At 34.8% G+C, this 26,712-nt stretch carries 29 protein-coding genes and 2 pseudogenes; 21 read left to right on the forward strand and 10 right to left on the reverse strand.

What is annotated here, in order from left to right; all coding sequences use genetic code 11:
* The first annotated feature begins 10 nt into the window (after nucleotides 1-10).
* The 7 genes from MHB45_RS27195 to MHB45_RS27225 all read left to right on the forward strand — a co-directional run bounded on the left by MHB45_RS27195 (nucleotide 11) and on the right by MHB45_RS27225 (nucleotide 6,091).
* A complete protein-coding gene (locus MHB45_RS27195; protein WP_340908185.1) occupies nucleotides 11-1,129 on the forward strand; it encodes an SMODS domain-containing nucleotidyltransferase in 1,119 nt (372 codons plus the stop codon).
* Complete coding sequence (locus tag MHB45_RS27200; RefSeq protein WP_340908186.1) at nucleotides 1,122-2,960, forward strand: ThiF family adenylyltransferase; 1,839 nt, start codon at nucleotides 1,122-1,124, stop codon at nucleotides 2,958-2,960. Before MHB45_RS27195 ends, MHB45_RS27200 begins: the two co-directional genes overlap by 8 nt.
* Complete coding sequence (locus MHB45_RS27205; protein ID WP_340908187.1) at nucleotides 2,953-3,441, forward strand: Mov34/MPN/PAD-1 family protein; 489 nt, start codon at nucleotides 2,953-2,955, stop codon at nucleotides 3,439-3,441. Before MHB45_RS27200 ends, MHB45_RS27205 begins: the two co-directional genes overlap by 8 nt.
* 759 nt (nucleotides 3,442-4,200) lie before the next feature.
* Nucleotides 4,201-4,392 carry a hypothetical protein gene (locus MHB45_RS27210; RefSeq protein WP_340908188.1) on the forward strand — a complete coding sequence of 64 codons (192 nt, stop codon included), beginning with the start codon at nucleotides 4,201-4,203 and terminating at the stop codon, nucleotides 4,390-4,392.
* Nucleotides 4,393-4,571: 179 nt separating this feature from the next.
* Nucleotides 4,572-4,871, forward strand: coding sequence for a hypothetical protein (locus MHB45_RS27215; RefSeq protein ID WP_340908189.1), 300 nt, complete (start codon nucleotides 4,572-4,574; stop codon nucleotides 4,869-4,871).
* Between the two features lie 235 nt (nucleotides 4,872-5,106).
* Complete coding sequence (locus MHB45_RS27220; protein ID WP_340908190.1) at nucleotides 5,107-5,517, forward strand: hypothetical protein; 411 nt, start codon at nucleotides 5,107-5,109, stop codon at nucleotides 5,515-5,517.
* Nucleotides 5,504-6,091, forward strand: coding sequence for a hypothetical protein (locus MHB45_RS27225; RefSeq protein ID WP_340908191.1), 588 nt, complete (start codon nucleotides 5,504-5,506; stop codon nucleotides 6,089-6,091). The genes MHB45_RS27220 and MHB45_RS27225 overlap by 14 nt, the downstream gene beginning before the upstream one ends.
* A 177-nt stretch (nucleotides 6,092-6,268) precedes the next feature.
* On the opposite strand, the gene MHB45_RS27230 is transcribed toward MHB45_RS27225, so the two are convergent.
* Together MHB45_RS27230 and MHB45_RS27235 are read right to left on the reverse strand one after the other, a co-directional pair.
* Nucleotides 6,269-6,871 carry a Cap15 family cyclic dinucleotide receptor domain-containing protein gene (locus MHB45_RS27230; protein ID WP_340908192.1) on the reverse strand — a complete coding sequence of 201 codons (603 nt, stop codon included), beginning with the start codon at nucleotides 6,869-6,871 and terminating at the stop codon, nucleotides 6,269-6,271.
* The gene (locus MHB45_RS27235) at nucleotides 6,871-7,776 is read right to left on the reverse strand and encodes a nucleotidyltransferase domain-containing protein (RefSeq protein ID WP_340908193.1); all 906 of its coding nucleotides are present in this window, start codon (nucleotides 7,774-7,776) and stop codon (nucleotides 6,871-6,873) included. Before MHB45_RS27235 ends, MHB45_RS27230 begins: the two co-directional genes overlap by 1 nt.
* Nucleotides 7,777-8,237: 461 nt before the next feature.
* On the opposite strand from MHB45_RS27235, the pseudogene MHB45_RS27240 reads away from it, so the two are divergent.
* Nucleotides 8,238-8,501 (forward strand): annotated as a pseudogene (locus MHB45_RS27240) (ATP-dependent DNA ligase); the annotation flags it as partial.
* Between the two features lie 819 nt (nucleotides 8,502-9,320).
* On the opposite strand, the gene MHB45_RS27245 reads toward MHB45_RS27240, so the two are convergent.
* Nucleotides 9,321-9,779, reverse strand: a complete 459-nt coding sequence (locus MHB45_RS27245) for a hypothetical protein (protein ID WP_048683791.1) — start codon at nucleotides 9,777-9,779, stop codon at nucleotides 9,321-9,323.
* Nucleotides 9,780-10,430: 651 nt separating this feature from the next.
* Here MHB45_RS27245 and MHB45_RS27250 point away from each other — a divergent pair.
* The 10 genes from MHB45_RS27250 to MHB45_RS27295 all read left to right on the forward strand — a co-directional run bounded on the left by MHB45_RS27250 (nucleotide 10,431) and on the right by MHB45_RS27295 (nucleotide 16,262).
* Nucleotides 10,431-10,637: a DUF1657 domain-containing protein gene (locus MHB45_RS27250; RefSeq protein ID WP_048683800.1), complete on the forward strand. Its 207-nt coding sequence runs from the start codon at nucleotides 10,431-10,433 to the stop codon at nucleotides 10,635-10,637.
* 80 nt (nucleotides 10,638-10,717) lie between these two features.
* On the forward strand, nucleotides 10,718-11,188 hold the full coding sequence (locus tag MHB45_RS27255) for a YhcN/YlaJ family sporulation lipoprotein (RefSeq protein WP_048683802.1): 471 nt from the start codon (nucleotides 10,718-10,720) through the stop codon (nucleotides 11,186-11,188).
* Nucleotides 11,189-11,208: 20 nt separating this feature from the next.
* The gene (gene spoVAC / locus MHB45_RS27260; protein WP_048683806.1) at nucleotides 11,209-11,688 is read left to right on the forward strand and encodes a stage V sporulation protein AC; all 480 of its coding nucleotides are present in this window, start codon (nucleotides 11,209-11,211) and stop codon (nucleotides 11,686-11,688) included.
* Nucleotides 11,688-12,701 carry a stage V sporulation protein AD gene (gene spoVAD, locus MHB45_RS27265; protein ID WP_048690131.1) on the forward strand — a complete coding sequence of 338 codons (1,014 nt, stop codon included), beginning with the start codon at nucleotides 11,688-11,690 and terminating at the stop codon, nucleotides 12,699-12,701. Before spoVAC ends, spoVAD begins: the two co-directional genes overlap by 1 nt.
* A 2-nt stretch (nucleotides 12,702-12,703) precedes the next feature.
* Entirely contained in the window at nucleotides 12,704-13,054 is a 351-nt protein-coding gene (spoVAE, locus tag MHB45_RS27270; protein ID WP_048690125.1) for a stage V sporulation protein AE, read from the forward strand.
* Nucleotides 13,055-13,067: 13 nt separating this feature from the next.
* Nucleotides 13,068-13,274 (forward strand): DUF1657 domain-containing protein, encoded by a 207-nt coding sequence (locus tag MHB45_RS27275; protein WP_048690123.1) that lies wholly within the window; start codon nucleotides 13,068-13,070, stop codon nucleotides 13,272-13,274.
* 29 nt (nucleotides 13,275-13,303) lie between these two features.
* Entirely contained in the window at nucleotides 13,304-14,164 is an 861-nt protein-coding gene (locus MHB45_RS27280; protein WP_235443529.1) for a DUF421 domain-containing protein, read from the forward strand.
* 269 nt (nucleotides 14,165-14,433) lie between these two features.
* Nucleotides 14,434-15,009 carry a YitT family protein gene (locus MHB45_RS27285; RefSeq protein WP_105718886.1) on the forward strand — a complete coding sequence of 192 codons (576 nt, stop codon included), beginning with the start codon at nucleotides 14,434-14,436 and terminating at the stop codon, nucleotides 15,007-15,009.
* A 222-nt stretch (nucleotides 15,010-15,231) separates the two neighbouring features.
* On the forward strand, nucleotides 15,232-15,903 hold the full coding sequence (locus MHB45_RS27290) for a DUF421 domain-containing protein (protein ID WP_072274015.1): 672 nt from the start codon (nucleotides 15,232-15,234) through the stop codon (nucleotides 15,901-15,903).
* Nucleotides 15,904-16,049: 146 nt separating this feature from the next.
* On the forward strand, nucleotides 16,050-16,262 hold the full coding sequence (locus tag MHB45_RS27295; protein ID WP_048683839.1) for a hypothetical protein: 213 nt from the start codon (nucleotides 16,050-16,052) through the stop codon (nucleotides 16,260-16,262).
* Between the two features lie 229 nt (nucleotides 16,263-16,491).
* Here the strand turns inward: MHB45_RS27295 and MHB45_RS27300 are convergent, their stop codons facing one another.
* From MHB45_RS27300 to MHB45_RS27310, 3 genes and pseudogenes are all read right to left on the reverse strand, one after another.
* Nucleotides 16,492-16,782 (reverse strand): anti-repressor SinI family protein, encoded by a 291-nt coding sequence (locus MHB45_RS27300; RefSeq protein ID WP_048683842.1) that lies wholly within the window; start codon nucleotides 16,780-16,782, stop codon nucleotides 16,492-16,494.
* 920 nt (nucleotides 16,783-17,702) lie between these two features.
* Complete coding sequence (locus MHB45_RS27305; protein ID WP_286184887.1) at nucleotides 17,703-17,831, reverse strand: hypothetical protein; 129 nt, start codon at nucleotides 17,829-17,831, stop codon at nucleotides 17,703-17,705.
* A gap of 362 nt (nucleotides 17,832-18,193) precedes the next feature.
* Nucleotides 18,194-19,827 (reverse strand): annotated as a pseudogene (locus MHB45_RS27310) (spore germination protein).
* Between the two features lie 367 nt (nucleotides 19,828-20,194).
* On the opposite strand from MHB45_RS27310, the gene MHB45_RS27315 reads away from it, so the two are divergent.
* Nucleotides 20,195-20,536: a PadR family transcriptional regulator gene (locus MHB45_RS27315; RefSeq protein ID WP_340908194.1), complete on the forward strand. Its 342-nt coding sequence runs from the start codon at nucleotides 20,195-20,197 to the stop codon at nucleotides 20,534-20,536.
* Nucleotides 20,533-21,072 carry a DUF2812 domain-containing protein gene (locus tag MHB45_RS27320; protein WP_340908195.1) on the forward strand — a complete coding sequence of 180 codons (540 nt, stop codon included), beginning with the start codon at nucleotides 20,533-20,535 and terminating at the stop codon, nucleotides 21,070-21,072. Before MHB45_RS27315 ends, MHB45_RS27320 begins: the two co-directional genes overlap by 4 nt.
* 269 nt (nucleotides 21,073-21,341) lie before the next feature.
* Here MHB45_RS27320 and MHB45_RS27325 read toward each other — a convergent pair whose 3' ends face one another.
* Both MHB45_RS27325 and MHB45_RS27330 read right to left on the reverse strand, forming a co-directional pair.
* Nucleotides 21,342-21,875: a peroxiredoxin family protein gene (locus MHB45_RS27325; protein WP_340908196.1), complete on the reverse strand. Its 534-nt coding sequence runs from the start codon at nucleotides 21,873-21,875 to the stop codon at nucleotides 21,342-21,344.
* A 36-nt stretch (nucleotides 21,876-21,911) separates the two neighbouring features.
* Complete coding sequence (locus tag MHB45_RS27330) at nucleotides 21,912-22,619, reverse strand: cytochrome c biogenesis CcdA family protein (RefSeq protein WP_340908197.1); 708 nt, start codon at nucleotides 22,617-22,619, stop codon at nucleotides 21,912-21,914.
* A gap of 187 nt (nucleotides 22,620-22,806) precedes the next feature.
* Here MHB45_RS27330 and MHB45_RS27335 point away from each other — a divergent pair, with 187 nt between their 5' ends.
* Nucleotides 22,807-24,189: a HEPN domain-containing protein gene (locus MHB45_RS27335; RefSeq protein WP_340908198.1), complete on the forward strand. Its 1,383-nt coding sequence runs from the start codon at nucleotides 22,807-22,809 to the stop codon at nucleotides 24,187-24,189.
* Between the two features lie 112 nt (nucleotides 24,190-24,301).
* Here MHB45_RS27335 and MHB45_RS27340 read toward each other — a convergent pair whose 3' ends face one another.
* Both MHB45_RS27340 and MHB45_RS27345 read right to left on the reverse strand, forming a co-directional pair.
* On the reverse strand, nucleotides 24,302-24,685 hold the full coding sequence (locus MHB45_RS27340; RefSeq protein ID WP_340908199.1) for a DUF6262 family protein: 384 nt from the start codon (nucleotides 24,683-24,685) through the stop codon (nucleotides 24,302-24,304).
* 6 nt (nucleotides 24,686-24,691) lie between these two features.
* A complete protein-coding gene (locus MHB45_RS27345; RefSeq protein ID WP_340908200.1) occupies nucleotides 24,692-26,710 on the reverse strand; it encodes a tyrosine-type recombinase/integrase in 2,019 nt (672 codons plus the stop codon).
* Nucleotides 26,711-26,712 lie beyond the last annotated feature (2 nt).

Here is a 26,712-nt window from a genome sequence, read left to right on the forward strand (position 1 = left end):
GAGGAATAAAATGGCTTCTTTACCGACATATTTTAATGACTTTCTTTCAAATATACGCTTAACAGACAATCAAATTGACGATCTAATCACAGGTCACACAACGTTGCGTGACCGACTAAAAGAAGATGAAGATCTTTCTAAGATTATTGTTAATACCTTCTTGCAAGGGAGTTACCGTCGCGCAACTGCAGTTAGACCGAAAAACGGTAAACGTTCGGATGTGGATGTCGTTGTAGTAACGAATCTTGATAAAGAAGAATACACTCCGAAACAAGCTCATGATCTTTTTATTCCTTTTTTAGACAAATATTATAAGGATAAATATCGAATTCAAGGACGATCTTTGGGTATTGAGCTCAGTTACGTTGATTTGGATTTAGTGGTAACTTCAGCTCCTTCTGAAAGTCAAAAAGAAATATTGGAAGAAGAAGGCGTCGCTACTGATTACACAATTGCTGAATTAATGGATTGGAATTTGCAAAAATCAATCACCTTTCCAGAGGATATTCGCTCAGAATCATTTTTGCTTTTTGAAAGAGCAGCTAATGAAGCAGAGTGGAAAACAGAACCTTTGTTTATTCCAAATAGGGATGCAGAAATATGGGAACCTACTAATCCCTTAGCACAAATTAAATGGACATGGGATAAAAATAAAAAGTGTAATAAGCATTACGTTAATGTTGTGAAAGCTTTAAAATGGTGGAGGCGTATTGACGATCCAGAAGGAAGTCACCCAAAAAGTTATCCTTTTGAACACTTAATTGGCCTATGTTGTCCAGACGGTATTGTTTCAGTTGCTAATGGGGTTACATCAACACTTGAGATGATTGTTGATAGTTATCCCACAAAACCAGAAATGACCGATCATGGAGTCCCTGAACATGATGTATTTGATCGGTTAACAGATGAAGAATATGCATCTTTTTATGAATGCGTGAAGGAAGCAGCCAAAATAGCTCGTAAAGCATTAGATGCTGAAACGGTTTATGATAGTGCTATTGCTTGGAGAGACTTATTTGGAAGCAAATTTCCTGAACCTCCGAAACCTAAAACTGAAGGTAGTAATGAAAATTCTGGATTTACTCAACGGATTGATAAGACTACTATTGGAGGAAATAGGTTTGCTTAATAGACGACAATATAGACCTAAAGATGAATTGCTAATGGCAAGGAGAATGGTTGAAGAATTAGATAGTGTTGAAATTATAGATGATCTAAAATGGGACTCATTAATTGAAAAATGGGTCCTTCTTTGCAGCCTCACACTTAAAAATCAATCAAGTAAATTAATTCCAAAAACCACAAATTGGTATGTTCATATTGATGATTCATATCCATGGGGTAATATAAAATTTTTACCTGCTAAGAGAGGGGGACTAAAAGGAACTTTTCCACACCAGAATTATAATGGGGAAGGCAAAGAGGAGTCTCCATGGAGAAATGGTAATCTTTGTTTAGAAACTACTAACAAAAAATTTAAGAGTATGGGATTAGACAACGAGCCATTTGATTCTCATCTCCGATTACTTTGGCACTTTGAAAGAGCGTTAAACTGGTTACAGGAAGCTGAAAAAGGGAGACTAAGTACTTCTGGAGATCCATTTGAATTGCCGGACTTTAATGAAAGTTCTCTAGATACTGTTGCATTTTACGAGAATAACGAATCGTTTATAAATTGGCAGAAAAGTAAAAAGACATATGGACTTTTAGAGCTTTTTTTATATAAAAAGGAAGAACCTGTTATTATGGTGCCCACTAAATTTTCTACATTAGATGGAGAAGTAGTGTCCCAAGCTTCTTTGCGCACAGTTATTAGTGGTGATGAATCCTCAACAAAAACATTGATTGGGGCTTGGTTGATTTTGAAAGAATTACCCTTTATATTACCTTGGCAGGCACCTATGTCATGGGGAGAACTGAATCTGATATGTAAAAAGCAGGGGATAGAGTTATTGAAATTGTTGTCTAAAATAGCTCCAAAGCTCCGTGATGGTAGGCCTCATGTACTTTTAATTGGTTTTCCTATTTCTGAAAAAGTGAAAGGTATTCCTGAGTTAATCTATTGGCAACCAATCCTTGTACCTAAGTTAAGTACTGTAACCAAGAATCTCAATGGTTTTCGGGATATTGAGAAACATAATTGGTTTCAAGATACAAAGAGAGTATTTAGGTTTAATAAACAAATAAACTGGCTTCGTTCAGAAAATTGGCATGAGGATGAAATGTTTAACAGAGGCAGACTTAATAGCAATATCAGAAATATATCCATTCTACAGTTGGGAGCCGGAGCTGTTGGATCTATGATTTCAGAATTGCTAGTACGAGGTGGACAAAAAGAAATAACTATCATGGACGATGACATTTTGAAGGCTGGCAATATAGTACGTCATACATTAACCTTAAAAGATTCACTGCAGTTCAAGGTTGATTCTCTAGTGGAAAGATTAAATCGTATATCATCCCAAAGTATAATAAAAGGGAATCGAGATAAATTCTCCACTATAGTTGATTCAATTGATCCAGAGGATTTTGAGTTGTTTTTGGATTGTACTGGGGAAGACGAAACAATGGCTTACTTGTCACAATATGAATTCAATCATCTAAAGACTTTTATATCGATATCTTTAGGTTATGGAGCTAAGCGTTTATTTGTTTTTTACTCAAAAGGGTATAAATTTAATCACTCCGCTTACATTACTTTAATGCAACCATGGTTGGAGAAGGAACAAAATGATACAGCAAATATTGTTTTTCCTCGGGAAGGATTAGGTTGTTGGCATCCTGTATTTCCAGCCAGAGCTGATGATGTCTGGCTAATGGTATCCACCGCATTTAAATCGATTGAACTAGCTTTTATGCCAAAAGTAAATAAGCCAACGCTTATTGTTTATGAACAACAATGGGATGGGGAATATTTCACAGGTATTTCTCTTGTTAGTCGGGAGGAGTTGGATGAGTGAATTATTGTACGTAAATGAAGATGGCTCTTTCGGTGCGGAAATTAAAAAAGAATTGATTAGTATTATTTATAATATGTGTAGACAATCCTATCCAAAAGAAACAGGTGGAATATTAATTGGTAATTATTCTCCTGACTTAAAAAGAGCTGTAGTTACTATAGTAACTGGAGCACCTACAGACTCAAAAGGTGGTAAGACATGGTTTCATAGAGGAACAAAAGGATTGCAACAGTTGTTGGATGACGTCTGGAAGAAACAAGGTGACTTTTACTTAGGAGAATGGCATTATCATCCAGATGGTGCTCCAACGCCAAGTAGTTACGATATATCTGAAATGAAACAAATTTCGAAAAACAAAGCATATAATTGTCCTGAACCTATTTTAATCATTGTAGGGAGCAAATCCCCTGAAGATTGTAACATTGGTGCTTATGTATTCGTTAATGGAAAAAAATATTATTCATTGAAATTGTTAAATTAAATATAAGTTTAATGCCCTTAATAGTTCAATAATGTAATCTTAGAATGTATAGATATAGCTACCAAGCGGTGGTTTTTTTAATTGTAACTAAATGGGGCAGAATTAAACTTACGGATGCATTAGCGGAAAAACATGACTTACTTTTTGATAGCCTTTTCTTATTGTACTGACGGTAGTCACTTAATTTATTTTAGTAGATCCTCGTCATATGTTGTACCTACCTGAAAGCCAGTTTACATAATACTGATTATAAGTAGAAAAGTAGCCTGATCATCGTTGGATACAGGCTTTATTTTTCGTACCCCTTATTCACCCCGTATGTGTATAGTTTATCGATTATATTAACTTTATTTTATAGGGGGGGGAATTTATATGATTAATAAAGAATTAATTAGTAACAAACATGTAGGTGTTAATTTTTCTAAAGAGTCTAAATATTATTTGGGGTATAGGATCCAGAAAAACTTTTCAACCTTCATTTAAGAGATAGAGATAAACATAAACATAATGGAGCTAGCTTTATTCATTGATTGATAGCAAGAGATAAAGTGCTTAATGATTTGTATGGAAAGGTTGCTACTGATCTGATTACGCTATGCTGTTTCGGTTATATGGACGTAGACAGGGACTTTTTAGGAAATGAAGTAGATGAACATTTCGCTTATGATAATGAAGGTGAAAATCCATTTGTTCCCGTAAAAAAGCAGATAAGCACCTTTTGTATTGGTATAAATAAATTCTATACTGGGGGTATTGATCATGTTAACAGTTGACGTAATTGCGGATTCTTTTAATAACCTAAAAGAGAAAAGAAGAATATCGGTTCCTTTGGAAGATCTCGATCTTCAATTCTTTTTAGAAGATGCATTAAAGGCATGTAATATGAAATACTCCAAGGTTTTAGAGGGAAGAAAGAATAAAAAAATTGTTTATATTCTCGATAAAGTTTGATATCTCTAAACTTCTGGCCAGTAACAGAGCATATTTCTGTTACTGGCCATTTTTAAATTTAAAAACATACGAACAAACGAATGATACTGGTTTTTTGTTTTGAAAAAACTTATATATAGCTAATCTACAAGCATTTTAACTAACTGACGTCATACCTTTTATAAAGGGGGTAATTCAAAATGACATACCGACCTACGGTAAGATATCCGTCCATTTATCAGGACTATGTAAGTGAAGTTCATAATGCCACTTCATTAGATCGCAACCAAATTTTCCGTCTGGCCTTATTTATAGCCGCCCATTCAAAAGAATATAACGATATCCTTAAAAAATATCAGAAGGGTGACGTCCCTCTCCCCTGCCCAGCATGGAGGATAGACGAAGAGAAATGTTGGCAGGAACAAAGCTATATTAAAAAAGAAGATACGCCCCAGGTCAAAATCATTGAACAAGGTGGCATTAAACTCGTTATCGGATGATTATTTATTTTTTTGTTCCTTGACACTCTTAATAGCATGGGATGCTGCTCCTTTATTCGCTAATGCTTGAGCTAATTCCTTGGGTATGTCTTTACTCATTTCCTATCACCTCACATACCAAGAGCCTTGCCATTTAGCCATTATAATATACCTCCCTCCCCTCTTTATTAGAGGATAGAGTTACCAACTTACCAACCTACCCAAACGTAAAACGCTTTTTGAAAGGAGAAAGCCAATGAGAAGAGATAAGCCTTTGAATCCCAGCCTTTCCCCTAACAAAAAAAGAAACCCGGAACCTCAAAAAAGAAAGGTCCGGTCTGATAAGCTGCATGATATCAAAATCCCTGTTTCTGAAACAATGAATACAATTATACTGCGTGAATCTAGGAAACATTGGCATGGGTCTAAAACCAAAACAGGAACAGAATTGATTTTATTCGGCCTTGAAAATCTTTTTGTATTTCCTGACGTCACCTATATAGACCATCCCTCCACCGTCCATTGTAAGGTGGATCATGAGACTTTTCAGAAAATAGGGGAACATGCTACGGAATGGAATTGTAGTACCAGACAGGCAGCACATCGCATTTTTATGGAAGCTATAAGGAAGAAACAATTAGGAGGCATAACAGATGGGGAAATATAGTCATGTAAATCTTATAGATGAAGAACTATCCCTTATAGGTTCAACTAACTTTATCGGAAAAATGCTTCATAAAATGAATAAATCATCCATGATCTTATTATCCATAGAGGTTCCCCTAAATAGTTATTTAAGAGCCGAAGTATTCTGTGAAGATATTCAAGATATAACTGAAACACCATTTGATCAAAGAACTTTATTGACGCTTCTATACGAAGATTTTCTTTATGAGGCAAAGATAAACCCCGATTTAAAGAAGATTTTTAAAGTGCTCACTAGATTAGAACATGAATCTGGAAAGACTGCTGTTTTGGAAAAGAAATCGGACTCCATTTTTAAACTCATTCACAAAGAACAACATGAGGAACTAAAACCCCTGCATGTAAGGATGAGGCGGAAATATGCCCTTCGTGGTGAAATCATACTGGCAGATATGGAGGAAACTTATCCTAACCATGGCTTCACCATTGAAAGGGTGCTTGAACTCCTTTACATGGATTTTATTGATGCCTTTAGAAAAGGAGATACTACGGAAGTCATTAAGAAAATCATTAAATTATTGGATGTTGAAGAATAATAAATAGCCTAAAGGCGTTAGCAGGGTTAACCCTGCTTTGTGCCTTTAGGCATGTGTAACTTAGAAATAAAGTTTGAACGTTCCTATACTTGTTTTTACTTTTTTTATAGTAATTAGCGATAAAATAAAATAGCTACAAATTATCCCGATAATAAAAGGGATTACTGAAGACGTACTTTAAGAGATGCGCTGTAAGTTCAATTTTCCATGGTTCTTGTTATTTGAAGGATTATTAAAATACTGCCCCTCAAGGATAAATTCCTCTTTATTTAATTCTAAAGAGCCATATCCTTTGTGATCAGAAAAAACTGATTCGGATCGCTCAGGCTTCTTATCATTTCGATAAGAATAGAAAACCTTTACACCTCCCCCATTTCTCACTTTAATTGAAGCTGTATAACTTGAAGATGTAGAATCATTAAATTTTCCACTAATACATATTTCGGACCAAGTTTGCTCAATGATAAGAGTGGCCGGAAATTTTTCTTTCCAATCGTGAAAAGAGGAAACAAAAGTTCCCTTCCAAGTTCCATTTAAATCAGGAGTTTGCACAACCCCTATTTTATTAAGCCATTTCCATTTCCAAATAAATTTATCGAAAAGGGTATAAAGTAAACCAAATACAGAAATTGCAGTAAGTGATACTGTAAATTCAATAAATGGTATGGTTAGGAAAAAATAATTGAGTACTTTAGTTATTAAAGTAGAAATTCCAATGGATAATGCTGCTAAATAATAAATGATTTTGTTATGATTTACATCGATGCTATACTCATGCATTAACTCCACTCATTCCATAGTATGATGATTTGATTGATAAACTTTTGTGCATCTGCCTCATTCCATTGTTCTTGGCTTGAGCCAAATAAGTGAATTTGCTCATTCTGACAGATAAATTCCGAGAGTGAGTATCTGTTGTCACCAAGCCATTTTAGAATATTGTAAACTCTATTATTAGTTTCACTGTTATCAAATAGTTCATCTGGTACATTATAAAGTAAATTTTCTAAAAAATAGGATGGTACTTCTTCTTTGTTAATCATATCCTTTTCTATTAACTTTCTTTTCATATTTTTAAAGATTCTAACTGTTGGTTTGAATCGTTTTTCTACTCTTTGATTCTTCTTAGCACCTTTGGAATAATGTTCTTTAGGATAATTAACAACTGATCGGTTTTCATTAGTTGTAAAGAACCTAATACCGGGGATATATTCTCTTTGAGATCCAAGCTCTCCAAATGATGTATATTTTCTATATTCAAAGCACGGCACTACATCAGCTTCGTAGCTTCCATCGTCAATTTTTATGGATTTGTTTCCTATCTCTACACTTTCTTTCCCAAAAGCGTCTTCTAATGTTTCAATGATTTCACGTTTATAATCCGACCATGTATAGGTAGCATCAGAAAAAGCGCTCTTATATAAACTTACTTCATGGGTATTCAATTCAGATAAATCACTAAAAAAAGTTGAGTCACATTGAACTACGATATCTACATCACTATTACCATAGATGTTTGTATTGTTCCGATAGGACCCCTGTAAATATATTTCAAGTTGATTTTTACGTTGAATTTTAGATTTTTCACCTGTTAACTTTTTCTCTATTTTTTCTCTTAATGCTTTAGGTGTAGCTGTTGCTCCTTGATTTGACCAAGCTTCTAAAGTACCTTTGGGAATTGACATTATACCCCTCCAACTTAAATTAATTTATCTCTAAATAAACTAACGTTATCAATTCTAATATTTGCGATTTTCTCCTTTCATTAGAAATGGTTCAAGATCCGTTCCTGCTGCAAAAATCAATATGTAGTCTTACATGTCCGTTTCGCTTAACAAGTTATCCTAAATTTAACATAGTGAAACTTAAAAAACAATATGTGGTATGTAATAAATATTTAATCTACTATATATTGTGTTTTGTTGATTATGTTTTAATATTGTCAAATGATAAATCAGTTAATATAGTTAGTGAAATGGAGATAAGTGTATATTTATGATGATTTTTCATTAGATTGGAATTATTTTGAACCTTGCTTTTTCCAATAATGCTAATCACTAGCTAGAAAATGTGTCTTTTGATTTTACATTATCTACCTTAAAAATTATTCAACGAACAATGCTACAATTATTAAGAGGTGGTATCTTTGTTTATTTCTCCTATGCTATTGCACAAAACAGAGCAACCCTTCGAGGACGATAATAATTTCATAACTGAGCTCAAGCTTGATGGTATCAGATTAATACTTTCTAAGTTTGATGATCGAGTAAAGTTGTACACTCGTCACATCAATGAGGTCAGTTCTAAATTTTCTGAATTGCTTCAGGTAAATATTCAGGAAGGAACTGTACTTGACGGTGAAATTGTCGTAACTGACCAACAAGGAAAGCCTGATTTTGAGGCAATTATCTTTATCTTAAACAACTAAAAGAGTGATAGGATAACTGTCCATTCTTTATTCACATATAAACAAAGAAAAACGCACCTGTTTAGTGACAATAAAAGTTGTTTAATTTGATCTTAAACACAAATAACACCGTTCAAGTAATTGTGAACGATGTTAAATATTTCCTTATACTATACTAATTTTATCAAAATCAACTATAATAAAGTCGTTTAAAAACCGTTTTTAATGAACTAACGCACCCGTTAGTTTAAGTACAATCCTTCACAATCCTGTCCGTAGAATAAACATTTCTAAGTTTTTGTTTACTCGCATAAAAAGGGACGTAAATACTTAAGATTAGCTTAATACACTTAATTTTTTTAAATATACATAACAACTCCAACTTGTACTTCCAAGTTCTATGTTAAAATATCCTGCCACCGAGTATTTAAATAGTTATTTATACTTACGGGGGGACCAGGACACTCCTGCACACTAACCTTGGAAAAAAATAAAACCCTGTATCAAATTTCCAGGCTTGAGACAGGGTGATGAAAGGTCAGTAAATAATATCTCTCCAACCCCAATTAATTATTCAAACATTCCATCTTGGGTTCAGCCCCCAAATCCAGGCGGGGGTTTTTTAATGTATGCTTCTTAATATTTTAGTATAACTGACTATTAGAAAAATGAAAAAATGTAAAGCTTTTCACTGTTGTTTATAGATAAGTATTTATCAGTTGGTACAATCAATCACTAAAAATGAACAGTTATGGTTTTAGATGAATGATAAGAATATGAAAAACATGAGTTATCTGGATGTTACTCTCTTTTTTATCAACTTTATTCCCATTTATAGTCTGATACAAAATTTCTGATTTCTTGTATCGGTATTTTCAAGTTATTAACCATTTGAATAAGTTCAACCCATTCTTTATCAAGTTCTTCCACTGTATCGTTTACCTCCTGACTTACCATTATTATTCCCTTATCAGAATCATGTGGCTCAGCTACCTTTCTCACATCGAGTACCCCTTCTTTTTCTTCATAACCCTGTGATTCTCCATGTAGCAGTTCCCACTTTTCATATAGGCTTTTAGCTTTCTGATAGTCATCGAAATCCACATTTAAATCTTCCTGTAATTTTACTTTTAATTCACGACAAGACTCTTCCCATTCCTCTAAGCTTTCTATATCAAAGAGTTTTGAAAACCTCGGCTTCATACTTTCCCAATGATAATAAATGTGATTAGACCATTCTAACAAATCTTCCCGGTATTGTTTTTGTTCTTCTATTTCCAAAAAACCTCCTCTTTATGATTTCCCCATTTATAATGACCACAATTTTATACTATGTTCCATTACTATCATGGACTAGGCATTAGCCTGAATACTTCCAATATTGCATGTGGTCCTGGTTAACGTACCCACATAAGGAACAATAAATGTCAAATGTACTTTGTTCAATTTTCACCCCCCTTATTGGTTGGTTTTGACTATTTGGGAAAATTGATGTGTTGTTCACTCAAATTTGCACTAAAAATATTCTTGATGGATATATTAAGAATTGTTCTTTATAAAAAATAAAAAAGGAGCTAATGTTATGCAGTTACCCGAAGACTTTAAACATTTATTTGGAATAAATCCAGCTAGGCATAAAACAGAAGGGTTAAGTGTAGATCCATGCTTTTCACAACTCATCATACATAAGGAAATACATGGTAATAAGGTATTCGTGCCATTAGATTTAAAGAGGGTTTGGAATCGTTTATAGCAATAAAATAGAGCACCGTTTGAATACGGTTGCTCTTATATATTTTGTCATTTATTTTTAATTACTTCTGATGGCGGATTTTAAATGTAAAATGTGGATAAATTTTGAAGGTATATAAAGCTCTGTTTTCACCATTCTAAAAGAGTAATAACCTTTTATAAAACAAGGAGGTGTTATTCATGACAGTAATTAATGACGTTAAGACAACTGTTGCCGGTTTAAAAAGTGCTCAGGCTAGCTTTGAAACCTTCTCTCTTGGGACAGACAACGAACAAGCAAAGCAGCTTTACCAAGATGCTGCTAAACAAACTCAATCCGTTATAGACAGCATTGAACCACGTATTCAACAAATCGAACAAGAAGAACCCCAATACAAACAACAATAATGTAAAAGCTAAGAAGGAAGGTTGGTTGAGTGTCAACCAACCTTTTTTACCTTCAATGATAATAAACAAAGGGTGATCTCATGAAAGATAAAATAAACCAATTCATCATTTTTCTTTTATTACTAACTATTATCGGATTAGGTTCAGGTTGTAATAGAAATCCTCAATCCGATGAGGGCCATGAGGATTTAAATATTTCACAGGTACATACAAGCAAGTCAATCGATCAATCCGTGGCGAATCAAGCAAAAAAGATGGTTATCACAGAGGAAGACATTTCGGATGTGAAGGCTGTGAATACGGATAAAGAGCTATTGATAGCGATCAAAGTCGAAAACTTTGATCGTTTTCGATTAAAGAAAATCGAAAAGAGCGTGAAATCAGACTTGGAAAAAGACTATCCAGATCATAAAATCTTGGTTTCGACCGATTCAAAAATGTATTTGGAACTTGATCAATTAGAACAAAAAATCCAAAAGGATAACACAAATCGGAAGGAAGTAGAAAAGGATTTTAATAAAATCAAAAGTCTGATGAAAGAAAAAACCTAAGGAGAAAGAGGAGTCGGACCATGTCGAATAAACAAAAGAAACAATTGACACCTGTTCAACAAGAATATCAAGGGATTCAAAAACATCGAGAAACAAAAAGACCAGTGGTTAAAAATTGCATAAAAGCATTTTTAACAGGAGGCCTTATTTGTCTGATCGGACAGCTCATTTCTGCCTTTTATATTTATTATTTTGATTTTACGGACCAAACAGCTGGAAATCCAACCGTAGGGACTTTAGTTTTTATTACGATGCTTCTTACAGGTTTCGGGGTCTATGATCGTATGGCTCAATTTGGCGGGGCTGGGACGGCTGTACCGGTTACTGGTTTCGGCAATGCCGTCATTTCAGCAGCGATTGAACACCGAACTGAAGGGTTCGTATTAGGGGTAGGCGGTAATATGTTTAAACTCGCAGGATCGGTTATTCTATTTGGCGTCTTTTCGGCGTTTGTCATTGCCTTGATTAAAACAATTCTTATACAGTGGGGTGGTTTGTGATGTTAGAAGGTCATCGTACATGGGTCTTCGAACAAAAGCCCGTGATTATTTCTACAGGTACAGTCGGAGGGCCATTTGAAGCAGATGGAGCTATCGCGGAAGATTTTGATCTTCTGCATGCCGATTTATGGCTTAATCAGGATTCCTATGAAAAAGCTCATAAAATAATTTTTGAAGAAGCTTGTCAAAAAGCCATGGAAAAAGGCGGAATTCAAAAGGAACAGGTTCAGTTTCTCCTTGCCGGAGACCTAATCAATCAAATTACTCCGACCAGTTTCGCGAGCCGAACAATTGGAGCCCCTTATTTTGGGTTGTTTGGTGCTTGTTCTACCTCCATGGAAGGATTAGCTTTAGGCGCCTATATTGTCAATACAAACGGAGCCCAATATTTATTAACAGGGGCTTCTAGTCATGATACAGCTGTTGAAAAACAATTTCGTTATCCAACGGAATACGGGGGACAAAAACCACCTACTGCACAATGGACCGTGACGGGGGCTGGTGCGGCTTTACTAAGTAATTCAGGGGATGGACCACGTGTCACTTCTGCAACAATTGGCCGTATCATCGATATGGGGTTGACGGATCCTTTTAATATGGGAGGGGCTATGGCTCCAGCTGCCGTTGATACCATTGAAGCTCATTTAAAGGAACGAAACATTGATCCATCTTATTACGATTTAATTGTCACCGGGGATCTTGGTCAGATTGGCCGTGAAGTGTCCCTTGATTTATTTAAAAAGCATGGAACCCCTATTAGGGAAGATCAGTTTCAGGACTGCGGATTAATGATTTATCGGGAAGGACAACCGGTTTTGGCAGGAGGCAGTGGCGCAGGGTGTTCAGCAACAGTCGTCTATGGTCATTTATTAAACCGAATGAAAAAAGGTGAATTTAAAAGAATGTTAGTGGTAGCAACAGGGGCCTTATTATCTCCTCTATCCTATCAGCAAAATGAAACGATTCCTTGTATCGCCCATGCGGTGTCGATTGAATACGGGGGTGAACAATAGACATGATCTATTTTTGGGCTTTTGTCATAGGTGGTTTAATTTGTGTTATTGGGCAAATTATGTTTGATGTGTTTAAACTGACACCGGGACATACGTTAAGTGCCCTTGTCGTAATTGGTGCTTTTTTAGATGGGGTAGGTTTATATGAACCCTTAATAGATTTTGCTGGGGCAGGAGCAACTGTTCCTATTACTAGCTTTGGAAATTCACTTGTACACGGGGCCTTGCAAGAAGCCGAACAACACGGGTTAGTTGGTGTACTTACAGGAATGTTTGAAGTGACCAGTGCCGGCATTTCAGCTGCCATCATTTTTGGCATGTTAGGAGCCTTGATTTTTAAACCAAAGGGATAAGGGAGGATGTAAGATGACCATCGGATCGGAAGTAAAGCAATGTCTTGCCAGCCTAAAAGGCGTAGAAGCTAGTCTATCGAGTTTAGCATTAAGAACTCAAGAAAACGAATCCAAACAAATCTTGCATGAAACGATGATGGATGTGAACGAAATAGTAACAGATTTGAAAAAAAGGGTAGGAGAATTGGAGAATGAGGAATTCCAGTATAAAGGGTTTTAAAATAACGTATAAAAAGGAGGGGTTAAGTAATGCCTGATTGGTTAGATGTATTTATACGGGCTTTGTTATTTCTTGTTATCCTTTTTTTAGTAACTAAATTGTTAGGTAAAAAGCAGCTATCTCAACTGTCTTACTTTGAGTATGTAGTTGGTATAACTATAGGTAGTATTGGGGCAGAAGTGATTACGGGACTTGAACGAAATATTTCAGTGGGGGTTATAGGAATTGTAACTACTGCGGCCATATCTTTTTTAATTGGAGTCATTTCTTTGAAAAGCAAAATGGTTCGGGACCTTGTAGAAGGAAAAGGAACGGTTTTTATCAAAGATGGAAAAATCATGGAAGATAACTTGAAGAAGGAAAGATATACAACGGATGAATTGTTAGAGTTACTTCGAAAGAAGGATGCTTTTCAGGTGTCTGATGTGGAATTTGCGGTATTAGAGGCAACCGGAGATTTATCCGTTATGTTAAAGAAAGAGAACCAGCCTTTAACGGCAAAGGATTTAAACTTGGTGGTTGCTTCCGTCAAAGAGCCTCAGACCGTCATAATGGATGGGGAAATATTGGATGAACCACTTGCGACGATTGGGCGAAGTCGAAGTTGGTTACATACTGAATTAGAAAAATTAGGGGTCACCATTGAAAATGTCTTTCTTGGACAAATAAATTCTTATGGAGAACTAACGGTGGATCTTTTTGATGATATATTGCAAGTACCATCTCCTCAAGAAAGGCCTTTACTTCTTTCGACTATGAAAAAATGCCAAGCAGACTTAGAACTATTTGCACTAGGAACAGAAAATAAAGAAGCCAAGCAGATATATGAAGAAAACAGTGAAAAACTACAAAAAGCGATTGATAACGTTACCCACATCTTAAAAAGTTGATTGTATGATCGGTTTTATAAGTTCATGGTTTATTTAAATAGTTACAAAAATATAGGAGGCAGATAAATGCCTCCTATAGCTCACCCAAAGAGTTATCAAACGTATTCCCAGTAAAAGGAGACTTTATATGTATATGTAGACTAAAGGGAAATTCAACTTGTCACGCCCCTTTTTAAAAAGAGTTGCTTTCAACTAAGTTACAAATCTTAGCCTCATTCTGAAATCATATGCTTGTACATATATTAGCCATAAACACATGATAAAAGGTGATGTATATTTTTCAGAAAATCATGGCTATTCTTATAGGTAGTCTATTATTGAGTATCGGAATAAACGGCTTTTTAGTTCCCCATCATTTATTAGATGGAGGGATTACAGGCATTGCCCTCATCATTCATTATTACTTTGAATTTCCAACAGGTTTAGCGATGTTCCTTTTAAGCATCCCTCTGTGTATATTCGCCTGGATCCATGAACGAACATTCTTTTATAATAGCTTTCTCGGTTTAATTGTTGCGTCTATGTTCATTGATTGGTTAGCCCCTCTAAGAAACCAATTTTCCCTTTCTATTTTTCCAAGTATGTTAATAGGAGGAGGATTAATTGGAATCGGAGTAGGAATCATGCTTCGATATGAAGCAAGTACCGGAGGAACCGACTTGTTAGCTCAATTTATATCGAAAGCTATGTCCGTAAATATAGGGGTCGTTATTTTCATGATAGATGGTCTAATTGTAACGTCGGCGTTTAAAATGTTAGAGTTAAAAGCTTTCCTTTTTTCTGGCTTAACTATTTGTATGATTGGATTGATTACATCTTTAATGGATAGCCCATCGAATAGGTAAGGAATGGAACCATGTAGACCTAGAGATTGAATGATTTCATTGCATTACACCTTCGACCGGTTGATTTTCCTATTTTAATAAATAACTAATTTCATAAAACGCTTGATAACTTGGCTTGAAGGTATGATTTTCTTCAATTTTATACAAACTGTCCAACATGCTAAGTATGTTTTCATGGTTTTGTGGCAGTATGATTAGATAGCATAAAAAAGAGGTTGGAAAATGTTCACTTTTATTGGGAAATTAATTCTTCTTTTTGGTCTAGTTATAGTGGCCATGCGCTGTATGGGAAAGACTGTACTGGCTCAGTTGACCCCGCCTGATCTTGCGGCCATTGTGTTTGTTGTAACATTGTCCGTCAGTCCTATCAAAGCCAACGGAATTGGACAGACCATTGCAGGAATAATTACCATTGTCTTCATGTATCTGTTGTTTTCTAAATTAAGTCTTTTTCGAAGGTTAAATCGACTGTTAATTGGCCATCCAAGCATTTTGATCAAACATGGGAAAATCTCCAAAAAAGACTTACGGAAAACGCGCTTTTCTCTCGTTGAGCTATTGTCAACCATTCGAGCTGCAGGATATCCGAACATACGGGATATCGATTATGTGATTCTGGAACCGAATGGAGAGCTTAGTATATTGCCCAACCAATCTGTTGTTAATTTAACGCCTAGACACTTAAATATTGAAACGGACTATCAAGGACTACCGATTGCCATGGTCGTCGAAGGGAAAATCCAACATAAAAATTTAAAGTTAATCCAAAAGGATGAAAAATGGCTTCAGGAAGAATTTCTAACCCAAGGATTTCACGAAATCAATAACATCTTTTATGCGGCCGTAACGGATAAAGATCATTCTTTAATCGTTGACACCGGTACCGATAATTAAAACGCGTAATATATATACATCCTATTTTCTACAGGAAGAGAAAAAATTGGTCAAATAAAACAAACTTTTTTGGGGATATTCCCGGTTATAAAAAGACTGAACTAGGTAAAGATATAAATTCAATCATTATAAAGGGGGAGATTCTAATGGCTCAACAACAAATTGACGTAAACCAATTAAATCAAGCTAAAGCAAATGTGACCCTTACAGAAAGTTTACTAACTCAAGCAATTGAGAAATCATCTTCAGACCCAACTTTAGCTCAAGAAGCAATCAAACAAGCTTTTAATGAGATTGCGCAAGCTCAAACAGCAGTAAGCCAAGTGCAAAGTGCATTTTCAGCCCAAAAATCTGAATAAAACACTTAATTTACCCCGAAAACCCCCTGTCCTTTTGGATAGGGGGTTTTCGTTTTTCTAACTTTCCATACAAAACATGAGTATGGTTAATTAAAAACAATCGACCATAGCACCAATTAGGCCATTATAAAGATCTTATATCGCTTCTCCAAATGTTGCAGTCTCCTTTTTTTAATATTGGGGCCACATATAAAAACTGTTCTGATTATTCGAGAGAATTTAAAAATAGTTAGTCTTTATTGACTCTTAATTTTTCTTCTAAAAATTTCTTAAATTCCTCTTTAGTTATATTTGATTTCATTGCTTTTTTTACTAATTCAATCCATTCTTCAGGAAGATCTTGATATCTGTTTTCTTTTGTTGTCATGTTTATCCTCCTTTTTGAGGGGATGCTTTTTTCCCAGTTATCCGTTTTATCTAATAATTCATCAATGTCAAATGTATCGAGATGGAATGGAATTGACTCTTCGCCAATTTCTTCAGTAGCTAAAAGCAATTGGTCAATATCTATTATAGCCAAGACAATTCGCCTCCACTTTTGTTATCTTTACCCTCAAAACATTACGTTTAATAGTTAGTTCTTTTGAGGGTATCTTATAATTTGGGAACTGTTGATGTCAGAGTATTAGAATAATTAGGTGAATGACTAGTCCCAGGATAGTCATCGATCAAAGTCTAAAATTGTGGTTTATAAAGGTGATCACTAAAGGGGAGGTTTTGACGGAGATGCTGGAAATAGAAAAACAAAAAACAATACCGGAAGATTTGTTGGAATTTTCTCATCACATTTTTTTGCATTGGAAAAGTATGAAACGAAGCCCCCTAATCTTGCGGAGCTTTTGAATAATAAATTGGGTTCGGTGGCATATTTTTTGATACACCTAAACTGTTCGTCCCAAGGGACCCGGTTAGTATTTTTAGAGAAAACCAATCATTAACTCTCTGTAGTAGGGACATATTTTCTGTTATCCGGGAATATATAGATACAGTGTCCTTTATGGAATCCATCATCCTCCTGCAGTTAATTCTGTATGGGGCCTATTTTTTTGTGTATAGTGAGTAACACATTTTTCACTATGGGCATAGGATATAGTCCACTCATAGTTTTTTATTTTCACGAAGCCCCCCAATGATATTGCCTAATCTTGCGGGGATTTTCGTGTGTTCTGACAACTGTTTGAATAGTAAATCCAGTTCGGTGGCATAGTAATGTTAAGCTTTTTTTCCCGGGAACTCCAAAGCCCTGTATCAAGCCTTAGAGAAGCCTAATATGTGGTATATTTTATGTTTAATATTGCTTGATTTTATTCTTTAATTTGCACCATACAACGTACAAAAGGATCATGGATTTATCAGAGCGATAAACATGATCCCTTTTTAATGTTATGTTAATACACAGTAGACACAAACTGTGCAGATAGGAGTCCATGAAATAACGAATTATTCTTTTTTAGTTACAAAATTAATAAAGAGAACGGATAGTACTATCCATACGACAATCACTACGATCACGAAGTACCCTGTATTGATGAAATTTTTATAAACCCATGTATCATACATTAATATCACCTCGAGTTCCCCTTAAAGGGAAAAGTAACGAAAGATATAAATAGATGCAGTAATAAAGTGAAATATAAGTATGTAAAGTGAAATTATTTTAACTAAAAACAGGTTTAGCACCTCTCATAATATCAATAAACAGCTGATAAAATTGAAAAATTTTCATTAAACATAAGACTTCTAATAAATTGCAGAATTTTTATTATTCCTATTTTAATTTGTTATTATTCAGACAATGAAAAAATTCAAGTCACAGTCCGAATACACTGTGCTTGTGAAACTATCCTTCCCCGATGGTTCCATACATAAGAAAAGGCTGCTTTAAAGACAGCTCTGATCTTCAGCTAACTCACCCGTTTTGTAAAAGCATGTCACGATTCAGTGCCGTCACCCTTCTTCATGTTAGAAGTCTTCATTCCACGTGATTTAGGAGGCAGTGGCCTTTGATTATCGCCTTCCCTTTTCAAATTATTATTGGAGCTTAAAAATTTGGGTCTGTCTTTATACGCCCACATTGGTCTCCTGAAGAATGTATCGCCTAGTCCTTCCGGGTTAAGTGGAGCTAGTGGTGACATATAAGGAACTCCGAATGAACGTAGGCTACATAAATGAACTACGACGACAAACAAAGCTAAAATCAAACCATAAAAACCCATTGTACCTGCGCAAATGATAAATACGAACCGCAGCAAGCGAGCAGAAATTGCGATGGAATAGGCAGGGGTCGCAAAACTTGCAATGGCCGTGATCGATACGATGATGACCGCTGCCGGTGATACAAGTCCAGCCTGAACTACCGCCTGCCCAATCACCAGAGCACCAACAATGGACATAGTCGCCCCAATGGCTTTGGGCATCCGTAGGCTTGCTTCTCGTAAGATTTCAAATGTTATTTCCATAATGAATACTTCGATAACTGCCGGAAAAGGAACGGGATCCCGTTGCGCTGCAAGAATGATGAGCAGATCTGTTGGAACCATTTCCTGATGATAGGTTGTAGCTGCTACAAAGGCAGCCGGGGCAATTAGCGAAATAAAAAAATAGAAATACGTAAAAAACGTATAGATGAGGCTATATCAAAGCGAGCATAGTAGTCCTCGACAGATTGAAAGAACTGAATAAATAACGCAGGCACCAACAAGACAAAAGGCGTTCCGTTAACAAATATGGCTACCCTTCCTTCAAGGAGACCTCCAGCGACCTTATCAGGTCTTTCTGTATGATCAAGGGTAGGGAATGGGGTCATGACCTGATCTTCTATCAATTGTTCAATATATCCTGATTCAAGAATACTATCGATATTTATTCCTTTTAAGCGCTCTTTGACCTCTTCGACTATTCCTTTTTTTGCAATCCCATTTATATACATAATGGAAACATCCGTATTTGTCACAGTGCCTATTTTCATCGACTCTATCCATAAATCCGGACTGTTAATGATGCGGCGTACCAGGGCTATGTTTGTTGCATTCGATTCCGTAAATCCTTCTCTTGACCCGCGGACCACCGAATTTGTGCTTGGTTCCTGAACGGAACGCCTTTCTCCCCCTTTTGTACTGGCAACCAGGGCTATGTTTATGCCATCAATAAAAATGATGCTATCACCTGATAATAATGACAAAAATAATTTTTCCCAGTCCATGACGGTTTCTACACCGCCGAGTGAAACCACATCTTTAGAGATCACTTCCAGCGCTTCATGTGGAAGTACCTTTTCTTTTAGATGAGGATTTTTCATGATGGACTCAATTAAAAAGTCTGTAACGCTTGGATTATCAACCAGACCCTGCACATACAAAATAGTTGTTTTAATTTGAGGATTTTGACTGATTTTCAACGTTCGGATAATGATATCCGGGCTGCTTCCTGTTTTTTGCTTCACGATATCCAGATTGGTTGTTATAGAGCTGTCAATATTTTGGGTTATTTTACTTATTGATTGATCTTTTTCGTCTGTCTTTTGCTTCTTGCTTTTTTGTCCTTTTTGTTTAAAAAAAGAAACCATAATACCGATCCTCTTTCATTCCTATTTCTTTTTATTCTGTCCAAAAAAAACTTTTTTATGGATAACACCATTCGCAACTTTACTATTAGATCTAATATTTAGGTAATCCTTATGGAACTAACCTGCCCCTTTAGTTCCATAAGAAAAGAGTGCCTCCGCAACCTTACTTATTGAAGATCCTCCCACCCTTTGATATAAAGGGGAATTTTTCTTTTTACTATACACCAAGTTACAATTTCATTTTACCTACTTTTTGTTTAACTTCCTTAGTATCAATAATCTACGATATCCCATTGACTTATATATCATTAAACGATACATTATATTAAATGATATATCATTTAATGATATAAAAAGGAGGAATATCATGGGGAGAAATGTCTCATTAGAAATAGGCCAACTGACGGACACAGCTTACTATATTTTATTGTCTTTAGTCGATGGGAAGCATGGTTACCTCATTATGCAAACTATTGAAGAAATGACTAATCAGCGATTTTCAATTGGACCTGCCTCTATGTATACAACAATCAAGAAACTGTTAGCTGCTGAATTAATTCAACTGTTTGATGATCATGATCCGAAAAGAAAAACCTATATTGCAACAGAAAAGGGCATTGAACTTTTGAAAAAAGAAGTAAAGCGAAGATGGGAAATGGTATTACATGCAGAAGAAGTATTTAAAAGAAGAGGGGAGCAGTTATCATGAAAAAAGTTAAATATATTCCTAGTGGTGGTTTAGCTTTTTTTGAAGAAAAAGAGATGAAAAAGCTTGCGGAATATGCAAAAGAGGGATGGGTTTTAGAAAAATTTGCAGGGATAGGGTACAAGCTAAGAAAAGGCAAACGTAAAAACATTGAGTATTCACTGGATTATCAAAAAGAAGTAGATGATGAATATTTAGCCTTCTTTGAAGTTGCTGGATGGTCACATGTATGTTCTGTAAGTAATGAAATTCATATATTTAGTGCCCCTACAGGAACCAAGCCAATCTATACCGACAGACCCACTATTGTTGAAAAATATGAACGAGAAAAGAATCATATGGGGAAAGCTTCTCTTCCATTCTTCATTTCTACCGTTATATTTTGGTTGCTTAGTGTCTTTAGTAATTGGGGATGGGTACCTGAAAGTATTGGGAACTTTTCTCAAGTATTGGGGATAATTTCACTTATCATTCTTATCTTCCCCGGCCTGCCATACCTTTCTTATCAATTTAAATTATTGAAATTACGAAAGGAGTAAATATCAATTAAAAAAGTTCGAATACAAGAAAAATTTTCACTAACGGGTAGCTTTAGTAAAACCAAATAAAAAGGCAATTTCTTAAGAAACTGGAAATCGCCTTTTTTATGTTCGAGACTTCCTTATCGTTGTAAATCCGCATTTCCCTTTCGTTGCCCCTTATAGAACTATCCTGCCCCGTTAGTTTAAGTACAATCCTTCACAATCTGCTTCTTTTATCAACCCAAAACATTGCAAAAATTAGTGAAATCCTTTTTTCTATGTATTGCTTAATTTAGTTTATTAGATAAGTTTTCCATAATATCAACACTCATTGAACCACTATAGTTATTCTGAACAAGTCCTTTACTGTCAATAAAAAAGGTAGTAGGAATATTAAATACTGGATAAAGTTCATTTACCTTATTCTTTGAGTCAAGAAGAATTGGGAATGTAATATGATTTTTTTTGACAAAACCTTTGACATCTGAATAAGTATCAATATTGACTGCCAAAATCACAACATCTTTACCATGTTTTTTGTGAAATTTTTCGATTTCTGGCATTTCAACCTTGCAAGGATTACACCAGGTTGCCCAAAAGTTCAGTATTACCTTTTTCCCTTTAAACTCAGATAGTGTTACTGTTTCTCCAGATAGTGTCTTTAGTTCAAAATCAGGGGCTATGGAACCCATTTTAAAACTCCTAAAATTGGCTGTTTTTTGACTCGTATTATCGGGTTCTATCTTGTTTTCCATTGCTTTCACAATCGCTACTGTAAATAAAGTAATTAACAGAACTGCTGCAATCACTTTTTTCATCATTAAGAAACCTCCTAATGGAATTAACGTTTAATTCATTTAAAACCCTGTAAAGCCTCTAAACAAGTTATTTGTTAGAAATGAAGTAATAATAGTCATCCAATCAAAAAATAGAACAAAACCCATAATAATTGTTAAATATCCACCAAATTGGACTATACTTCGATTGTATTTTTTAATCCACGCTGACCTGCCAATAAAGAATGACATAATAAAGAACGGAATAGAAAACCCAAGTATATAAGCAGTCATATATAATAAACCCTGACCAGTATATAAACCAAGGGACATAACAGCACCTAATATCGGTCCTACGCAAGGAGTCCAGCCAGCTGCATATCCTAGTCCGATTAAAACAGATCCTAAATAACCTGATGGACGATTTTTAAATGATATTTTCCTATCAACCATCAAGAATTTTAGTTTTAAAATACCTACAATAATCAAACCGAAAATTATTATTAAGATTGCAGTTAATTGCCTAATTAAGTCACTATACTGATAAAAAAGGCTATAAAGATAGGTTGTCGATAACCCTAAAACTACAAAAATAATAGAAAAACCAACCAAAAAGAAAAAGGTATGTAGCATTGACTTTTGATTAAATTTCTTTTTTTCATCTTTTAAGTCTGTAACTGAAACACCAGTAATATAAGATAAAAATGCAGGATATAAGGGCAGACAACACGGTGATATAAAGGATAAAACTCCTGCACCAAAAGCAATAAAAACATTCAAGGAACTCATTTTTTTCTCCTAATCTTTTTATCCTTATTTTAACACTTATGGTTAAATAACGTTATTAATTTAATGTTGTCTTGTTAAACTAACCTGCCCCGTTTATCAAATAAGAAAACAAAGGGGAATGCCAATTACTTGTAGAATGTAGTAATGGGTTGGTTATAACCGAAATTCAATTGAAGGGGTTTTGTAATTGATAATAGGATTAATGAAATATAAGAACAAAAATTGTGTATTTAAACTAAAAGACTTCACCCTTGAAATCGAAGAAATTGAAAATAGAGATAGTATATATATTGATGATTTGGATTTTTTGTTTAATGATACTAAATCTAAAAAAGATGTTCCTAATGTTTTAAAAGGAAATGACTTCGAAAATGGAAACCAGATACATTTTAGTATTGTGAGCATAAATCAAACCGGAGCTAAAACACACAGTGCTTCATTACATTCATATATATTGTATGAGAAAGAAGAAACTGCCTTTGATGGGGTACAAATCAATTCGGACGAACTTAATTGGTTCCATAACGTTAAACAATCGTATTCATTTACAATTGCACCTGATTCGGGGCAATCAGAAGTAAGAATTGAACCTTATAAAAATACCGAAAAACGTTTTAAATTTAATTTTGAAAATCAGGTTATACAAGTTAATTTAAATGTCTCAAGAAATTTCTCGTTTATATCTACCATGCCAATCCGATTGCAAACGGATATGAACTTTTATTTTGAACCTACAAATGAATTTAATTTTGTAGAAAGATTGATAAATGTTTCTAATAGGTTTCTAAAATTTATTACATATAGAAAAAATACTACTTTCAAACCAATCATTTTAAAAAAGAAAATTGAAGAAACAGGTAAGTATCAAAAAGTTGGTAAGCTTTACATAAACGAAATTAATACGGAACGTTCTGAAGAGGAAAAATTGATTCAAGATCGATTAATTGATTTACCCCTTATAGAGGATAATTTAGGGAAGCTGTTTGAAAGACTGGCGGAAAATACAATATATATATCACACATTCCTGAAAATTCAGTTGAGAACAGTAGAATAACAACTTCTCGTTTTATTATGGCAACCGCCGGTTTCGAATGGCAATTTCGATCCTTCTATAATGAAATAAGCAATAGAAGTGAAGATAAGTACAAGGAACAAAAGGAAGAGATTTTAGCATTTTTGGATGAAAGAATTGAGCAAAACACTGGTAAAAGGAAAAAGTATTTTAAGAGCTATAAAAATTTGTTGTTAAAAAGTGACTTGACATTATCAGATAAAATTAATTGGGCTTTATCGGAATTTAATGATGTGTTAGAGGTGTTTATTAATCCAATATACAGCTGGAATGGTTTGACAGATGTAAAATACACGGAAATTTCCGAACGAATTCAAACACAAAGGAATAATATTGCCCATGGTAATATCGATAAAGAATTTAATTCTATTGTTATTCTAGACTTGTTAGTCTTAGAGTGGCTTTATTACGCAATGGTATTGAGTGATGTAGGAGTTTCTAGAGAAAAGATAAGATTAGCCATTAATAAGTTATTCAATCGTAGAATTGCCTTGTAATTCACTTAAGACCACATTTTTTGTGGTCTTAATCCTCTGTCATATTAATAATCCTACTCAACTAAACGGGCAGTTTAGCTAAAGTAGGGAACATTGTAAGTAACAGTAATGTTTAAATATTGTTATAAATTTTTCCGTAGTTGATTTTAACCTTATCTTTTAGTTCCTGACATTCTTTTTCTAATTCTTTAACTCTCTTGCGTAGACTAGCAATTATCACGTCTTTTGATTCTTCTGATACATTTCTTTTGACTTGTTTAATGCTCAATATACCTTCCTGTTGGCTACGAAGATATTCAATCCTTTCTTTAAGATTTGGGCTTTTATAAAGGTAGGTTTTAGAAACCCCAGAGTGTGTTGCTACTGAATTGAAATTTATTTTTTGTTGAGTTTTGATCATTTGTTTTATGGACTGTTCGACTTTTTTAAGTGTTTTTTCCTTTTTTTCTTTCGCATTATTTATAAGTCCAGATACATTAGGCTTTTGATTGCCCATTGTCGTTTAAACCTCATTTCTTTCTTTTTTCATATACTCCCTACGATCCTTGCTTAAACCATAAATACCATCGCCTGCCTCAAGCGAAGATGCAATTTCCTTATAACGTTTTAACTTCGGCTGTATCAATTCAATGGATCTAAGCCTATTCGATTTTTTGTAAATCTCAATGTCAGATATAATTTTTGAAATTTGCTCTTTGTAGTAATTCAAGAATGTATGGTCCGCATGGAAACTCCTACAATTATTTTTTATGCAGGGTGGTTCCAACGTTTGTTCCAAAAAGTCACAAGTTAGTTTTGGACTCTTAATACAAAAACCATGATCCAACCTAATAGAGTCCATGTTATGTCGTATCCACTCAAGTTCTAAGCCATTTTCTTTTGCCTGACCTTCTAAATCTGCTTTAATAATGTTGCCATTAGGAGAGAGCATCACGGCCCCTTTAGATCGCGCTTTCTCCCACTCTTCCCTTAATGTATTATCATGAATTTGTGCATAAATTAGTGTCATTTCTGGGCTTGCATGAGCCATCAACTTTTGTAAATGGAGGATGTTCATCCCGTTATTAATCATGTTCACTCCATATCTATGTCTAAAGGCATGATTTTTTATATGAAAGATTTCTCCTGAACTGTCCCTAATCTGACAACGATGGGTAAGTTTGTTCAAGTTATCGTTAAACACTTTTGCCGAAATCGGAAGACTTTTTCTCCTCCCGTCTATATTTGGAAAAAGGAGGTCTCTTTGATTTGAATCTGATGATTCAGTATCCATTAATTTGACTTGAGCATGTATTACGTCTGCTATATCATCAGTGATGGGAACTTTATGATTAGTATAGTTCACTTTTCTTTGATCTCCGACTAACCACCAGCCGTCACTTTTCTTTTCTAGACAGTTTTTCTTCAATAAAAGGGTGTCGGATATACGGAACCCAGATGCTTCAAGTACTAACAGAATTGGCACATAATGAGCATTTAATTCAGAAAGATTTTCAAGAATCTGTTCCCAGACATCGTCAGGTATATACTTGATATCTTCGGCTTTCATCCGTTCCTTCTTAGGAAAATCTTCCGGGAAAATCAAGTGATTTATCGGCTTCTTGGGCGAAAAATCCCATTCCAGCCTTTGGATATAAGATATGTAGGCTTGAACTTCGTACAAATATACTCTAATTCTGTTCTTCATTTGTTCTTCGATGGTGTTTTTGCTGTTTCCTTTGAGTGGCAATGTCCGTAAATGCTGCATAAAAGACAAGATGTCATTACGTGACAATAAACTCAAGTCATCCCATTCAGGATATCTTACGGCGATAAATTTAAAAAATGCTGATAGGGGAGAGATTATACTTCTTGAACGAGCGAAACTTAAGTTTTGCTGTATGACCATCCGTTGCTCCAGGTATTTTTTAACCCATTTTCGAAACGGTGTGACAACCGTTCCGAAAGAAATAGTGTATTCACCTCTGGTTTGGTTAAAATCAATGGATAATTTGCGGACATCCCATCGGTCTTTTTCGATTTCATTTCTATTATCATAATAATCTGAAAAAAATTCGTATATTTGATTATAGAGATTGATATAAATTGAAGCTTTTATGTATTTTTTATTACCTATTGCGTTTTTTCCTTGATAAACTATGGGTAAATTTCGCGAAGCTAAAAATGTGCGATATTCTAAAAGAAATTTATCCTTGTTGATATCGAGAATCGAAATTGAATTGGGGTATTTTAGAGAAATAAATTCAGCCAATGTTTTAACGGCAGGATAATATCCGTCCCAAAGAGATGCATGGCGATAGGTTTTATTTTGTAGTCTCACTGAAAAATAAAACTTTACTTCGTTCCGGATGTTAGGATTTTTCATTTTTGCAAAATTCATATTTCTCGCCTTAAATTTCATCTGGCCTGAATACTTGATAGGACATTGTTCTATATTCCATACATCTTCGGCCCAATAACCAGTTAGATTTTCTAATATGTAACGGACTTGTATAGCTAATCGAAAAGTATCTATATGCATAA

It is taken from the genome of Peribacillus sp. FSL K6-5616 (assembly GCF_038008245.1).
GTDB classification, from domain to species: Bacteria; Bacillota; Bacilli; order Bacillales; family DSM-1321; genus Peribacillus; species Peribacillus frigoritolerans.